Annotated in this window: 15 protein-coding genes; 4 read left to right on the top strand and 11 right to left on the bottom strand. The window is 70.3% G+C overall.

The window, feature by feature from the left end; all coding sequences use genetic code 11:
- Positions 1-34: 34 nt before the first annotated feature.
- The 5 genes from AB0J91_RS16120 to AB0J91_RS16100 form a co-directional block, all read right to left on the bottom strand.
- On the bottom strand, positions 35-589 hold the full coding sequence (locus AB0J91_RS16120) for an ATP-binding protein (protein ID WP_363869059.1): 555 nt from the start codon (positions 587-589) through the stop codon (positions 35-37).
- Positions 590-673: 84 nt separating this feature from the next.
- The gene (locus tag AB0J91_RS16115; protein ID WP_363869056.1) at positions 674-2,188 is read right to left on the bottom strand and encodes a sodium:solute symporter family protein; all 1,515 of its coding nucleotides are present in this window, start codon (positions 2,186-2,188) and stop codon (positions 674-676) included.
- A complete protein-coding gene (locus tag AB0J91_RS16110; RefSeq protein ID WP_363869053.1) occupies positions 2,185-2,379 on the bottom strand; it encodes a hypothetical protein in 195 nt (64 codons plus the stop codon). The genes AB0J91_RS16115 and AB0J91_RS16110 overlap by 4 nt, the downstream gene beginning before the upstream one ends.
- Positions 2,380-2,543: 164 nt before the next feature.
- Entirely contained in the window at positions 2,544-3,749 is a 1,206-nt protein-coding gene (locus AB0J91_RS16105) for a CoA transferase (RefSeq protein WP_363869050.1), read from the bottom strand.
- Entirely contained in the window at positions 3,746-4,405 is a 660-nt protein-coding gene (locus AB0J91_RS16100) for a GntR family transcriptional regulator (protein ID WP_363792389.1), read from the bottom strand. The genes AB0J91_RS16105 and AB0J91_RS16100 overlap by 4 nt, the downstream gene beginning before the upstream one ends.
- A gap of 126 nt (positions 4,406-4,531) precedes the next feature.
- Between AB0J91_RS16100 and AB0J91_RS16095 the strand changes: the two genes are divergently transcribed.
- Complete coding sequence (locus AB0J91_RS16095; RefSeq protein ID WP_363869047.1) at positions 4,532-5,440, top strand: hydroxymethylglutaryl-CoA lyase; 909 nt, start codon at positions 4,532-4,534, stop codon at positions 5,438-5,440.
- A gap of 54 nt (positions 5,441-5,494) precedes the next feature.
- Here AB0J91_RS16095 and AB0J91_RS16090 read toward each other — a convergent pair whose 3' ends face one another.
- Entirely contained in the window at positions 5,495-6,709 is a 1,215-nt protein-coding gene (locus tag AB0J91_RS16090; RefSeq protein ID WP_363869044.1) for a S8 family peptidase, read from the bottom strand.
- Between the two features lie 454 nt (positions 6,710-7,163).
- Between AB0J91_RS16090 and AB0J91_RS16085 the strand changes: the two genes are divergently transcribed.
- The 3 genes from AB0J91_RS16085 (at position 7,164) to AB0J91_RS16075 (ending at position 8,828) form a co-directional block, all read left to right on the top strand.
- Entirely contained in the window at positions 7,164-7,535 is a 372-nt protein-coding gene (locus tag AB0J91_RS16085) for a metalloregulator ArsR/SmtB family transcription factor (protein WP_363792395.1), read from the top strand.
- Between the two features lie 175 nt (positions 7,536-7,710).
- A complete protein-coding gene (locus AB0J91_RS16080; RefSeq protein WP_363792397.1) occupies positions 7,711-8,253 on the top strand; it encodes a thiamine pyrophosphate-binding protein in 543 nt (180 codons plus the stop codon).
- Positions 8,253-8,828, top strand: coding sequence for a thiamine pyrophosphate-dependent enzyme (locus AB0J91_RS16075; protein ID WP_363869041.1), 576 nt, complete (start codon positions 8,253-8,255; stop codon positions 8,826-8,828). The genes AB0J91_RS16080 and AB0J91_RS16075 overlap by 1 nt, the downstream gene beginning before the upstream one ends.
- 12 nt (positions 8,829-8,840) lie before the next feature.
- Here AB0J91_RS16075 and AB0J91_RS16070 read toward each other — a convergent pair whose 3' ends face one another.
- The 5 genes from AB0J91_RS16070 to AB0J91_RS16050 all read right to left on the bottom strand — a co-directional run bounded on the left by AB0J91_RS16070 (position 8,841) and on the right by AB0J91_RS16050 (position 14,072).
- Positions 8,841-10,193 (bottom strand): MFS transporter, encoded by a 1,353-nt coding sequence (locus tag AB0J91_RS16070; protein WP_363869038.1) that lies wholly within the window; start codon positions 10,191-10,193, stop codon positions 8,841-8,843.
- A 91-nt stretch (positions 10,194-10,284) separates the two neighbouring features.
- On the bottom strand, positions 10,285-11,193 hold the full coding sequence (locus AB0J91_RS16065) for an amidohydrolase family protein (RefSeq protein ID WP_363869036.1): 909 nt from the start codon (positions 11,191-11,193) through the stop codon (positions 10,285-10,287).
- Positions 11,183-11,866 carry a 4-carboxy-4-hydroxy-2-oxoadipate aldolase/oxaloacetate decarboxylase gene (gene ligK, locus AB0J91_RS16060; RefSeq protein WP_363869033.1) on the bottom strand — a complete coding sequence of 228 codons (684 nt, stop codon included), beginning with the start codon at positions 11,864-11,866 and terminating at the stop codon, positions 11,183-11,185. Before ligK ends, AB0J91_RS16065 begins: the two co-directional genes overlap by 11 nt.
- 23 nt (positions 11,867-11,889) lie before the next feature.
- Positions 11,890-12,912: an amidohydrolase family protein gene (locus AB0J91_RS16055; RefSeq protein WP_363869030.1), complete on the bottom strand. Its 1,023-nt coding sequence runs from the start codon at positions 12,910-12,912 to the stop codon at positions 11,890-11,892.
- On the bottom strand, positions 12,909-14,072 hold the full coding sequence (locus AB0J91_RS16050) for a 4-oxalomesaconate tautomerase (RefSeq protein WP_363869027.1): 1,164 nt from the start codon (positions 14,070-14,072) through the stop codon (positions 12,909-12,911). Before AB0J91_RS16050 ends, AB0J91_RS16055 begins: the two co-directional genes overlap by 4 nt.
- Position 14,073 lies beyond the last annotated feature (1 nt).

The raw sequence follows: 14,073 nt of genomic DNA, 5'->3' as shown, positions 1-14,073 counted from the left end.
CCGCGGCGCCGGGCATCCGGCGCCGCGGTGGCGTTCATCGCGAGAGGACGGAGAGCAGCGCGTCGTAGGTCCGCTCGACGGCCCCCTCCTCGCTGCTCACGACCGTCACCGCGGGCCGGCTCCGAACGACCTCCGCGAGCTGGTCGTAGGCCTGGGCCAGGAATTCGGCCCCGCCTTCGCGCGCCACGATCTTCTTGACCTGCTCGTGCCAGTCCGAGTCACCGCCACCGCCCCGCCGGGCGAACCGCTCCACGGAGCGCCGCCGGGTGTCGAGCACCATGATCTCGACGAACGCGGCTCCGCTCTCCCGCGCCACGGCCTCGAACCGCTCGATCTCCGCCGGCCTGGCCAGGTATTGCGGGAGGACCACGTCCCGCCCGCCGCGCAGGTGCTCCTCGGCCATCCGCAGGGCCAACGGCCGAACGATCTCCCCGACCTCGGCGAACCGCTCCCGCCATCCCCCGATCAAACCGCGCAGCACGTCCACGTCGAGGTTGAGCACCCCAGCGTGCTCGTCCACGTACCGCCGGGCCAACGTCGACTTCCCGATCCCGGGAGGACCGTTGAGAAGCACCAACCGAGCAGCCATTCCCCCACCCTAAGCACCGAGGGCGTACATTTCGCGCGAAATGTACGCCCTCGGCTCATGAAGGGACGCGGCGGCGCCGCAGGATCAGGTCGCGGTTTGCCGGGTCCGTTCTGCCGGTAGGGGATCTTCGTTCGGGGCTTCCCGGACGGGGACCAGCAGGGAGCCCACGACGCAGATCGTGAGGTTGAGGCCCAGGCCGAGCAGGCCTGCCGGGATGCCGTGGAGCTTGTCGATGTCGAAGACCGTCCAGGCACCGGAGAGCAGTGCACCCGCGAGCATTCCCCAGAACAGCGGTCCCGCGGAGAGCCTGCGCCAGTAGAGGCCCAGGATGAACGCCGGGGCGATCTGGACGATGAGCTCGAACTTGAGCACGAAGATGTTGTACAGCGTGCTCGGCGGGTTCCAGGCCAGCACCAGCAGCAGGCCGATCGCGACGACACCCGCGACCTTGCCGACCAGGACCTGCTTGCGCTCGGAGGAGTTCGGCGCGATGTAGCGGCCGTAGAGGTCCCGCGAGATCACCGACGAGAAGCTCAGCAGCGCGGAGTCCGCGGTGGACACGATCGCGGCCACCACACCGCCGAAGAGCAGGATCATCAGCGCGTAGAAGAACAGGTTGATGCCCGCGACCTCGTTGGCGATCAACCCGACCAGCTGCTCGGAGTCGTCCTCCGACAGGCCCGGGAACAGCTGGATCCCGACGATGCCGACCACGAACACGACGCCGGTGGTGGCCAGCGGCATCCACGCCATGATCGCCAGCGACCGCTTGAGGGTGCGTTCGCTGCGGGCCGCGTAGATGCGTTGGATGGCGTGCGGGTAGACCGCCGCCCCGATGCCGATCATGATGATCATCGACAGCCAGTTCACCGAGTCCTCGCTGCTGGGCACGCCGAGCTTCTCGGGCTCGTTGTCGGCCAGGTACTGCGTCACCGCGCCCAGGTCACCGCCGACCAGGTACAGCGCGCCGATCAGCAGCACCGCCACGCCCACCAGCAGCGCGATGCCCTGCATGACGTCGGTGAGCGCGACCGCGCGCATACCGCCCGACCACGAGTAGACGAGCATGACGACGACGAAGGCGATCACGCCGATCTGGTACGGCACGGTGTTGCCGGTGAGCCCGGAGATGCCCTGGCCCATCGCCACCAGCTGCTCCAGCAGGTAGTTCGCCAGGCCCCACAGCATGAGCACCGTGACCAGCAGCGACACCGGTGTGGAGCGGAAGCGGTGGCGCACCCAGTCGGTGGGGGTCACGAACTTCTCGCGCTTGGCGACGGCGTAGAGCCGGGGCGCGAACAGCAGGTACGCGGCGATCACCGCGATCATGAACGGGACCGACTGCCACCAGGTGAAGCCGGAGCGGTAGGCCTCGGGCGCGTAGCCGACGATCGAGTTCCCGCTGTACTGCGAGGCGTAGAGGGTGAAGAACAGGGCGACGAAACCGAGTCCGGATCCGCCGAGGTAGTAGCCGCGAGAGGTCTTCTGCTCCCCCTCGGGCTGGCCGCGTCCGGCGAAGTAGCCGATGACCAGCATGATGATCGCGTAGGCGGCCAGCACCAGGATTCCGCTGAGACCGGCGAAGCTCAGACCGTTCACGCTCCACCTCCGGCTTCTTCTTCGGGCTCGTCGATGTTCCAGCGGCGCAGGCAGATCCAACTGGTCAGCGCGGCGAACAGGAAGGTGAACAGCAGCGAGATCACCATCCAGTAGGGGATCCCGAGCACCATCGGGTGCGTGGAACCGGGCGGCAGGTAGAACGGCACCCCGGCCAGCACGATGAAAGCCATGGCGTACCACAGCGATCGGATGCGGATGGGCTCGTACCTGGGTCGGTCCTGAGATCTTCGTTGATCCATCGTGGACTCCGAATCGGTTCTTCCGGTGCGGTTTTCGCGCGGGTGCGCTCACCCGGCCGCGCTCGAGGCGCGGCCGGTCACGCGGGATCGCTTGGTCAGATGACGTTGTCGGCGCGCCAGCGGCGCAGTTGCTCCTCGTCGGCGCCGAGGAGCCGGCCGTAGATCTCGGCGTTGTGCTCGCCGAGCTCCGGGCCGAGCGAGCGGACCTCTCCCGGGGTGTCGGACAGGCGTGGCACGACGTTCTGCATCGGGAACTCCCCCAGCTCGGGGTGCATCAGCCGGACGATGGCCTGCCGCGCCGCGAAGTGCGGATCGGCCGTCATGTCGGCCGCGGTGTACACCCGGCCGGCCGGAACCCCCGCTTCGTGCAGCTTGTCGAGCACATCGGCGGCGTCGAACCCGCGAGTCCAGGCGGCGATGAGCTCGTCGAGCTCCACCTGGTTCTCGCCCCGCGCGTCGTGGGTGCCGTAGCGCTCGCCGGTGGCCAGTTCCGGTTCGCCCATCAGCTCGCACAGCCGCGTGAACACGGTGTCCCGGTTCGCACCGATGATGATCTCGGCGCCGTCGGCGGTCGGGTAGGCGTTGCTGGGGGCGATGCGCGGCAGCACCGAACCGGTGCGTTCCCGCTGGTATCCGGCGATTTCCCACTCCGGCAGCATCGATTCCATGAGCGCCAGGACCGCCTCGTAGATCGCGGTGTCGACGACCTGGCCCCGCCCGGTGCGGTTGCGCGCGTGCAGCGCCATCACCGCGCCCAGCGCCGAGAACGTCGCCGCCAGCGAGTCTCCGACGCTCACGCCGACGCGGCTCGGCGGGCGGTCCGGCTCGCCGGTCACGTGCCGCATGCCGCCCATGGCCTCGCCGATGGCGCCGAAACCGGCGCGGGAGGCGTACGGACCGTCCTGGCCGTAGCCGGTGACGCGGACCAGCACGAGTCGCGGGTTGATCTCCTGCAGCTCGTCGTAGCTCAGACCCCAGCGCTCCAGCGTGCCCGGCCGGAAGTTCTCCACGAAGACATCGGCACCGGCCACGAGTTCGCGCAGGATCCGCTGCCCCTCGGCGATGCGCAGGTTGGCGGTCACCGACTTCTTGTTCCGGGCGATCACCGGCCAGGACAGGGACTTCCCCTCGTGCTTGACCTGTCCCCACTGGCGCATCGGATCGCCCGCGCCCGGGTCCTCGACCTTGATGACCTCGGCTCCGAAGTCGGCCAGCAGCTGGCCGCAGAACGGGCCGGCGATGAGCGTTCCCGCCTCGATGACGCGGACGTCCGACAGCGGACCGCTCCTCGTTGCCGTCACTGGGTTTCCTCCTCTTCCGGTTCCGGCCGCAGCAGCGTCGCCCGTGCGGCCAGCACGTGCGACTGCATGACGGCGTGCGCCCAGTCGCCGTCACCTGCCTCGATGGCGTCGGTCAACTCGCGGTGCTGGGTGAAGCTGCGGTTGAGCTCGACGGACGTGTAGCGGTGGAACGTGCGGCGCACCAGCGGCACCTCGATCACCCGCGACAGCAGCTCCGGCAGCAGCCGCCGCCCGCCCGCCTGGTGGATGGCCTGGTGGAACTCCATGTTCAGCCGGGTGATCTCGTCGTGGGCGCCGTCGTCGTCGAGGCGCTCCAGCTGCCGTTCCATGGCGCCGCAGAGCTCGCGCAGCCGTGCCACGTCGGCGTCGCCGCGCAGGGCGGCGTTGCGGGCGGCGTAGCTCTCCAGCACGCTGCGCAACCCGAAGATCTCCTCGAAGTCCTCCGGGCTGAGCGAGACGACCTCGGCGCCGCGGTTCGGCACCACCTGCACCAGGCCATCGGCCTGCAGCCGGCGGATGGCCTCGCGCACCGGGGTGCGGCTCAGGCCGTAGTCCTCGGCGAGCTGCTCCTCGCGCAACCGGGTCCCGGCCGGGCGCATGCCGGTGAGGATGTCCTCGCGAAGCGCCCGGTAGGCCCGTGCGGCTGCTTGTGACACGTCCCACTTCCCTTCTGAATTGTGCACAACCTAGCAATCGGGGTTGGCCCTGAACAGACCTTGCGCCAGGTTGATGGAGAACACAGGATTGCTTCTCGCGCAGATTGTGCACAAAAGGAGGCGACCGTGACCGCAACGCTGCCGTCCAGCATCGAGATCGTGGAGGTCGGGCCGCGCGACGGCCTGCAGAACGAGAGCACCCTGCTGTCCACGGCGGCGAAGGTGGAGCTCATCGAGCGGGCGATCGCAGCAGGTGCGCGCCGGATCGAGGCCGTCTCCTTCGTGCATCCCCGGCTCGTCCCGCAGATGGCCGACGCCGAGGCGGTGATGGCCGCCGTCCCGCAGCGCGACGACGTCTCCTACTCGGGCCTGGTGCTCAACCGGCGCGGTTTCGACCGCGCGCTGGGCACCGGGTTGACCGAGGTCAACGTGGTGGTCGTGGCCACCGACGAGTTCAGCGAGCGCAACCAGGGCGTCACCACCGAGGAGGGCCTGCGCACCTGGGAGGACATCGCAGCGCGCGCCCACGCGGCCGGGGTGCGCCCGGTGGCCACGATCGCCGTGGCCTTCGGTTGCCCGTTCGAGGGGCCGGTGAGCAGCGATCACGTGGTCGCGCTGGCACGACGCATCGCCGAGGCGGGCCCGTTCGAGCTCGCCCTGGCCGACACCATCGGCGCGGGCGTGCCCACCCAGGTCGGCGAGCTGGTCGGCAGGATCCGCGAGGACACCGGCGCCCGCCTGCGCTGCCACTTCCACAACACCCGGAACACCGGCTACGCCAACGCCTTCGCCGCCGCGACAGCCGGGGTGTCCACGTTGGACGCCAGCGTGGGCGGGATCGGCGGTTGCCCGTTCGCGCCCGACGCCACCGGCAACATCGCCACCGAGGACCTCGAACACCTGATGGCGGGCATGGGCGTGCGCACCGGTCTCGACCTGGAAGCGTTGTCGCGGACCGGCACCTGGATCGGCGAGCAGCTGGGCAAGGAGGTTCCCGCGCTGCTCGGCAGGGCAGGACCGTTCCCGCGGTGGTGACCCGCCCCGGCTCAGGAGCGCCGAGCGGGGGGCTCGGCGCTCCCGGGCCCGGCTCTAGAAGCCGGAGACGTCGAGGAGCGGTTCCTGGGTGCCGTCGGGGTCTTGGGACGGCCAGGTCCAGTCGGCCGTGCCCGCTCGCTGGAGGGCGTTCTTGACCTGGTCCGGAGTGGCACCGGGGTGGGTGGCCTTGTGGAGGGCGGCGCCGCCCGCCACGTGCGGAGTGGCCATCGAGGTGCCCGAGATCGTGTTGTACGTGCCGTTGGGCCAGGTGGAGTTGATGCACACGCCCGGTGCGATCAGGTCGACGTCGGCGCCGAAGTTGGAGAAGTCGGCGAAGGTGTCGTCCTCGTCGTCCCGGCAGGTCGCCGGAGCGCCGCCGCCCGGCTGCCCGTTGAAGTCGGCCAGCGCGCTGACCGTGATGACCTCGTCGTAAGCCGCGGGCACGCTGTCCTCGGCGTCGGCGGCGTCGTTGCCCGCGGCGACCGCGAAGGTGACGCCGGCCGAGACCGCGCGGCAGATGGCCTGGTGCTCGGAATCGCCGTTGCTGCGCCCGCACTGCCCGTCATCGGTGCCAGCACCGCCGAGGCTCATGTTGGCCACGTCGATCTGCCCGGCGTTGGCCGCGACGTAGTCGATGCCGCAGACGACGTCGGCCGTGGTGCCCATGCCCGCGTCGTTGAGGACCTTGACCGGCCAGATCCGCGCACCCGGGGCCACGCCGACCACGCCGTCGCCGTTGTCGAGCGCACCGATCGTGCCCGCGACGTGCGTGCCGTGGCCGTGACCGTCCTCCGGCGGGAGCACCGGCAGCGTGCAGTTCTTGCCGCCCACCACGTTGAGGTCCGGGTGGTCGCTGTCCACGCCGGTGTCGATGACCGCGACGTCGACGTCGGTGCGCTGGTCGGTGCCGTCGATCCCGGCGGTCGGGCTGGCGTCGGCGTTGGCGCGGTCGACGCCGGTGGGCAGCGACTGCGCGGTGCTGCGAACCTGGCGGACGGGCTCCACCCAAGCCACGTCCGGATCCGCCGCGATGCGGTCGCGCGACTGCTCGCTCATCCGGCCGGAGTAGCCCTTCAGGGCCGACTGGTAGAGGTGCCCCACCTTGGCGCCGTTGTCCTGGGAGTGCTTGTCCGCCTTGGACTTCGCGTCGGTGCCGTCCTTGAGCACCACGATGTAGTCGCCCTCGGGCGCGGGCGCGGCCTGCGCGGTCAGCCCCGTCGCACCCGCCAACGAGCAGGCGAGCAGGATCGCCGTGGTTCGTCTTCGCATCGAAACCCCTCCGTTGATCCGACCTCTCGCCGACCACGACGGCATCCGGCATCAACCCACGACGGCAGACCGTCCAGTCGGTACGAGCATGGGCTGAAGACCATGGCACGCGGGGAGAACCGTGTCCAGATCTCGATCACTCAAAACCGCTGCCATAGGTGCTATTTCGACACCGGACCCTCCGCTTCTTACGATTCACCAGTAATGTTCAGCCGAACAACCGGACACCCCCTCTCCGATCTGGGCGCCCGGAGGGCGGGCGGTGCCGACTTCCCGGGTCCGAACCGTCCATGATCAATGTCCGTTTTGCCTGGTCAGTTCGGACCAGAACCGCCCGCTGACGCGCCGAACCCGATGAGGTGGTGCGCGGCACCGGCCGAGGACGCGAGAAGATCAGTGGCATGACCACGAACGAGCGCCGCGCCGCGACCCGAGTCCGCGAGGAGGGCCCACGGTGAGCAGGCCCCTCTACCAAGTCAAAGCGGACTTCTTCAAGACGCTCGGACACCCCGCCCGGATCCGCGTGCTGGAGCTGCTCAGCGAAGACGAGCAGGCGGTGTCGGAGATGCTGCCCGAAGTCGGTGTCGAGGCCGCGAACCTCTCGCAGCACCTGGCCGTGCTGCGCCGAGCCGGACTCGTGGTCACGCGCAAGGAAGGAGCGACGGTCTTCTACTCGCTCACCAGCCCGCACATCGCCGAGCTGCTGACCGTCGCGCGCCGCATCCTCACCGGAGTGCTGGCCGGGCAGGCCGACCTGCTCGAAGACCTGCGGATCGCGACGTCCGAGGCCGAGTCCCGGACCAGGAGGGAATCACCTCCGGCCTGAACTGCGAGAACAACCCGCTCGGCGACCACCCGCGGACCACTGCGGCGTCCCGACGAGCTCTCCGCCGTCCGCGTCGGTTCGGTCCGCTGAATCCGCAGGCTCGGAGCCCGCTCAGCGGCTTGACGAGCCGTTAGCATGGCCGCTCCGGTGAACGCTGTCGACGAACGGTGGGACTGTGACGACATCGAGCTATGCCGAGGCCGCTGCGGCGGGCATCTGGGGATCCGGAGCCGAGCGGGTCGGCTACATCCCGTCGGTGACCGTCGCGCCGGTCGTCTCCGCGCTGGTCGAGACCGACGGGGGCGCGGACGGCGTCTCCCCGCACGTCACCCCGCTGTCGCGCGAGGAGGAGGCGATCGGGGTCATCGGGGCGCTGCCGCTGGCGGGCCGGTTCGGAGCGGTCGTCATGCAGGACAACGGTTTCGGCAACGCGCTGACCGCGCTGACCACCTTCTCGATCTCCTACCACCTGCCGCTGCTGATCTTCGCCAACACGCGCGGCGGACTCGGCGAGTACAACTCGATGATCCACTCGATCAGCCAGCACGCCCCCGCCCTGCTGCGCACCGTCGGGCTGCCGGTGTTCGAGCTGGACCGCCGCTCGTCCCCGCAGGACTGGCAGGAGGCCACCGCCGAGGCCGGCGTGCACGCGCGGATGACCTACCGGCCCGTCGTCATCCTCGCCTCGTTCTGGAACACCGACGGGAAGGTCGCCTGATGCGCCGGATCGAAGCCCTGCGGCAGCTCGTCGAGCTCACCGAGGACCGCCCGCTGGTGGTGACCTGCGCGGCGACCAGCCGCGAACTCGCCTCGGTCGCCGACCGGGACAACCACCTCTACCTGCTGGACTCGATGGGGTTGGCCGGATCGGTGGCCACCGGGCTGGCGATGGCCGTCGAGGACTCGCCGGTGGAGAAGGTCATCGCGGTCGAGGGCGACGGCTCCCTGCTGATGAACCCGAACGTCCTCCCCACCGGCGGTTTCACCGCGCCCCGCGCGCTGCTGATGGTCCTGCTGGACAACCGCTCCTACGGCTCCACCGCAGGACTGCCCACCTACACCGACCGCATCGACCTCCGCGCGATGGCCGAGGCCAGCGGGTGGACCACCGGCCTCGCCACCGATCCCGGGACGCTGCGCACCGAGTTCACCCGCCTGCTCGGCACCCCGGGCCCGGCGTTCCTGCACGTGCGCATCGAACCGGGCAACGCCTCCGACATCCCGAAGCTGCTCGCTGACCCGGTCGCCCTCACCCACCGCTTCCAGACCTGGCTCACCGCTGAGCTCGGTTGACCTCCGTGGGAGTCAGGCGGTCTGCGCTGCCGCGGCCTCCAACCGGATCTTGCGGGTGGCGGGACCGAAGACCGCCAGGGCGAGCGCGCCCACGATCCAGGTGCCCGCGATGAAGTAGAAGACGGTCATGTAGCCGTAGCCGCTGTAGAGAGCCGCGATGATCAGCGGACCGACGGCGTTGGACAGCCGGCCCACGCCGTAGGAGATCGAGGTCCCCAGCGAGCGGCCGCGGGTGTCGTAGAGCTCGGGCGAGTAGGCGTAGGCCAGGGCCGTGTAGCCGCGCTCGAACAGGTTGACCATGAAGCCGAAGACGACCACCAGCACGGGCAGGAAGGTCAACCCGTACAGCAGACCTGACCCGGCGATGACCAGGCCGAACACCACCAGGCACCACTTGCGCTCGAAGCGGTCGGTGACCTGCGCGGCCAGGAAGGACCCCAGCGGCGCGCCGACGGTGGTCAGGGCGACGAAGAAGATCGAGTCCTCGACGCTGACGCCCTCGGCGGCCAGCAGCGTCGGGGCCCACGAGGAGAAGCCGAAGAAGCCGATGGTCTGGGTGATCCACAGCACCGACAGCAGGATCGTCGGGAACAGGAACTTCTTCTGCTTGAGCATCCGCAGTCCCGGCTTGGCGACGGGCTCGGCCGCCACCGGCTCGTCGGCGGCCGGCAGCTCCCCGTGCTCGGCGGTGGCCTGGGACTCCAGATCCCGCAGGACGGCCTCGGCCTCGTCGTGGCGACCGCGGGATTCCAGCCATTGCGGCGATTCCACGAGCCTGCGCAGGAACAGCAGGAACAGCACGCCCATCGCGCCCCACAGGTAGACCAGGCGCCAGGTCTGCTCCCCCATCGGCACCACGAGCGAGGCGATGAGGTTGGTCGCCGGGGTGCCGCAGATGCCGATCATGATGACGTACGCCTGGAACTTGCCGCGCTTGGCGCGCGGGAAGAGCTCGTTGAGGTAGACGACGGCGACCACGGTCATCGCGGACAGGCCTGCGCTGGTCAGGACGCGGAACACGCCCATCGACAGCATGTCCCAGGCGAACACGGTGGCCAGCGACCACACCGAGAACCACATCGTGGTCAGCGTCAGGGTCCGCTTGCGGCCGAGCCGGTCGGCCAGTCCGCCCGCCACGACCGAGCCGATGAACATGCCCACGAACGACAACGACGTCACGTAGGCGATGTGGCTGACGTCCGACCCCCACAGCACGCGCACCTTGGGCGCGGTGATGGCGAAGGTGTTGATGTCGGCGAACTCGAAGAAGTAGGCGAACGCCAGCGCGACGATCGTGGTCTTGTGGAACGTGGAGATCGGCAACCGGTCGAGCCGGTTGGCCGAATTGGTAGCGGAGTGCGGCACTGCGGTCTCCTACTGGAAGCACTTGTGCGGTTGAACTGCGCGGCGGTGCGGCTCGCGGCTTCGCCGCTCGCACGCAGGTCCGAGAACGAGGTCACCCCTCCGGCCAGTACAGGCGCATCGGGTTGTCGACGAGCAGCGCTCGCTGCTGCTCGGCGGTGACGGCGATCCGCGGGACGTGGTCGAGCAGCAGGCCGTCGTCGGGCATGTGGTCGGTGAGGTTGGGGTGCGGCCAGTCCGTTCCCCACAGGACGCGGTCCGGGAAGGTCTCGACGACCTTCCTGGCGAACGGGACGACGTCGGCGTAGGCGTGCTGCTCGCCGTCCAGCGCGCGCGGTCCCGTCTTGGTCAGCCGTTCCGGGCAGGACACCTTGACCCACGCGCCGCTGCGGGCGACGAAGTCGAGGAACCCGGTAAACTCGGGCCCGTCGGGGTCCGCGCCGACGTCGGGCCGCCCCATGTGGTCGATCACGAGAGTGACCGGCAGCGAAAGGAAGAAGTCCCGCAGATCGGGCAGGTCCGGTGCCTCGAAGTAGAGGACGACGTGCCAGCCCAGCGGGGTGATCTTGGCGGCGATGGTCTCCAGCGCGTCGGTCGGCGCGGCGTCGACGAGCCGCTTGACGAAGTTGAAGCGCACGCCCCGGACGCCCGCCGCGTGCAGGCGTTCCAGCTCGTCGTGCGTCACGTCGGGGGTCACCGAAGCCACCCCGCGCGCTCGGCCGTCCGAGGCCCGCAGCGCGTCGACCAGGGCGCTGTTGTCGCTGCCGTGGCAGGTGGCCTGGACGATGACGTTGCGGGACAGGCCGAGGTGGTCGCGCAGCGCGAACAGCTGCTCCTTGCCCGCGTCCACCGGCGTGTACTTGCGCTCGGGCGCGAACGGGAACTCCTCGGCCGGGCCGAAGACGTGGCAGTGCGCGTCGACGGCGCCTTCGGGGGCGGTGAAGGCCGGTTCGCTCGGGTTCGGGTGCCAGGGCAACCACCCCGGCGTCACATCAGTCCACATAGGTCAGTCCCAGGTCGGCGAGCGCGGGGCGCATGCCGTAGAGGTCCAGGCCGAGCACCCCGTCCTGGAACTTCTCGCGCTTGCCCGCCTCGTTGGCCTCGCGCGCGGCCGAGGCGGCGGCGACGTCGGCGGCCTTGGCGGCGGGCACCACGACGACGCCGTCGGAGTCGGCGACGATGACGTCACCCGGGTTGACCAGCGCGTTCGCCACCACGACGGGCACGTTGACCGAGCCGAGGGTGGCCTTGACGGTGCCCTTGGCGTTGACGGCGCGGGAGAACACCGGGAAGTCCATCTCCCGCAGGTCGTCGACGTCGCGGCACCCACCGTCGATGATCAGGCCGCGAGCGCCCCGGGCGCGCATCGAGGTGGCGAGCAGCTCGCCGAAGAAGCCGTCCTCGCTCTCGGTGGTGCAGCCGGCCACGACGACGTCGCCGTCCCGCACCTGCTCGGTGGCGACGTGCAGCATCCAGTTGTCACCGGGCTGCAGGAGCGCGGTGACGGCAGTGCCGCAGAGCTTCGCCCCCTGGTAGACCGGCCGGATGTAGGGGCGCATCAAGCCGACCCGGCCCATGGCCTCGTGCACCGTGGCCACGCCGAACCGGGACAGGGCCTCGACGGCGTCGCGGTCGGCGCGCTCGACGGTGCGGTGGACGACTCCGAGTTCGTGCACGGGAAACTCCTTCGTCGGTGGGGTCAGCGGCCCTGGGCGGCCAGGCGGGCGTCCAGGCTCGGGTAGACGCGGCGGGCGTTGCCCTCTTGGATCGCGGTGAGGGATTCGGCGGACAGGCCGGCGTTCTCGACGTAGCGGCGGGTGTCGTCGAAGTGGTGACCGGTGCGCGGGTCGACGCCGCGGACGGCGCCGATCATCTCCGAGGCGAACAGCACCGAGGAGTGCGGGATCACGTCCAGCAGCAGGTCGATTCCGGGCTGGTGGTAGACGCAGGTGTCGAAGAAGACGTTGCCCAGCAACGCCTCCTCGGGCTCGGGCTTGCCCAGCGCCTGCGCCAGACCGCGAAAACGCCCCCAGTGGTAGGGAACCGCGCCGCCGCCGTGCGGGATCACCAGCCGCAGCGCGGGGAAGTCGGTGAACAGATCGCCCTGCAGCAGCTGCATGAAGGCGGTGGTGTCGGCGTTGAGGTAGTGCGCGCCGGTGGTGTGGAATGCCGGGTTGCAGCTGGTCGAGACGTGCACCATGGCGGGCACGTCCAGCTCGACGAGCTTCTCCCACAACGGATACCAGTGGCGGTCGGTCAGCGGCGGCGAGGTCCAGTGCCCGCCGGACGGGTCGGGGTTGATGTTCACCGCGACCGCGCCCAGGTCCACGACCCGCTCCAGCTCGGAGACCACGGTGGCCGGGTCGACGCCGGGCGACTGCGGCAGCATCGCGCCGAAGGCGAAGCGCCGCGGGTAGAGCTCGGCGACCCGGTGGCACAGGTCGTTGCAGATGCGCGCCCACGTCGAGGAGGTCTCGTAGTCGCCGACGTGGTGCGCCATGAAGGAGGCTCGCGGGGAGAACACGGTGACGTCGATACCGCGCTCGTCCATCTGGCGCAGCTGCTGCGTTTCCAGCGACTCGCGGATCTCGTCGTCGCTGATGACCGGCCCCGCCGGGTCGGGCCGCCGGGCCGGGTCGGCGAGTCCGGCCACCTGGGCGTCGCGCCAGCGGCCGAGCGGGTCCGGGGCGGTGGTGTAGTGACCGTGGACGTCGATGATCACGCGGAGCGCTCCTTCGCGGCGGGGGTGAGCGGGGACGACGGGACGAGCACGTCGCCGGACATCAGCAGGCGGGCGGTGCGCAGCAACGCCGAGCGCACGACGCGCTGGGGATCGGTGGGGTCGAGCCCGAGGGTCACGCTGAACTCGCCGGAGGGGTGCTCGACCGACACCGTCGGTTCGGTGCCGGTGATGCCGGTGGCGACGTCGTGCGCGACGCTGCCTTCCAGCACGCAGGCGGTGGCGGCGGTGACGGCCGCGAGCACGCCGATGGACCGGTGGGCGACCCGGGGGATGAGGCTGCGGGTGGACACGCTGCCGCCGTGCAGCGGCGGAGCCACGAGCGTCATCTTCGGGTAGTTCCTGCCGGTGACGTCGCCGAGCCCCATGGCGCGTCCGCAGACCAGGCGCAGGGCTTCCACCTTGGCCTTGAGCGCCTCGTCGGCGTCGATCTCGGCGGGCGTCTCGCAGCCGGTGACGCCGAGCCTCGCGGCTTCGACGACGACCAGCGGCTGGCCGTTGTCGATCAGCGTCACCTCGACCTGCCCGATCTCGGCGACCTCGACGGTGTCGCGGACGTTGCCGGTGGGCAGCAGGGAGCTCGCGACCGAGCCCGCGGTGTCGAGGAAGCCGATCTCGACCGGTGCCGCGCTGCCGGGAACGCCGTCGATGCGCGCCTCACCCGCGTACTCGACGTGATGTCGGCCGTCGGGTCCGGTGGGCGTGCGGACGGTGATCTCGGCGATCATGCCGGTGTTGCGGGTGAGCACGCGGGCGGTGGTCAGCTCGCCGGCGGGTTCGACCATGCCGGTCTCGACGGCGAACGGCAGCACGGCGGCCAGCATGTTCCCGCAGTTGGCGGTCACGTCCACATCGGTGCCGCCGGGCTGCACCTGCCCGAACGTCCACTCGACGTCGACGCCGGGCCGCGTGCCCGGGGCGACGATGCCGACCTTGCTGGTCAGCGGGTGCGCTCCCCCGATCCCGTCGATCTGGCGCTCGTCGGGCGAGCCGAGGGCCGCCAGCAGCACGGCGTCGCGGACCCGGGGGTCCGCGGGAAGCGCGCGCTCGTCGAAGAACGGCCCCCGCGAGGTGCCACCCCTCATGAGCAGGCACGGGATCGCGGTCTGCGACCCGCGGCGGCGCGCGGTGTCGGCTGGCATG

The sequence above is a fragment of the Saccharopolyspora sp. NPDC049357 genome (assembly GCF_040677225.1).
In the GTDB taxonomy this organism is placed as follows: Bacteria; Actinomycetota; Actinomycetes; order Mycobacteriales; family Pseudonocardiaceae; genus Saccharopolyspora.
This window is presented reverse-complemented; position numbering and strand designations above follow the sequence as displayed.

Bases quoted from the DNA above. Each gene is read 5' to 3' on its own strand.
- AB0J91_RS16120 (WP_363869059.1), bottom strand. From the start codon at position 589: ATGGCTGCTCGGTTGGTGCTTCTCAACGGTCCTCCCGGGATCGGGAAG.
- AB0J91_RS16110 (WP_363869053.1), bottom strand. From the start codon at position 2,379: ATGGCTTTCATCGTGCTGGCCGGGGTGCCGTTCTACCTGCCGCCCGGT.
- AB0J91_RS16090 (WP_363869044.1), bottom strand. From the start codon at position 6,709: ATGCGAAGACGAACCACGGCGATCCTGCTCGCCTGCTCGTTGGCGGGT.
- AB0J91_RS16075 (WP_363869041.1), top strand. From the start codon at position 8,253: ATGCGCCGGATCGAAGCCCTGCGGCAGCTCGTCGAGCTCACCGAGGAC.
- AB0J91_RS16065 (WP_363869036.1), bottom strand. From the start codon at position 11,193: ATGTGGACTGATGTGACGCCGGGGTGGTTGCCCTGGCACCCGAACCCG.
- AB0J91_RS16050 (WP_363869027.1), bottom strand. From the start codon at position 14,072: ATGCCAGCCGACACCGCGCGCCGCCGCGGGTCGCAGACCGCGATCCCG.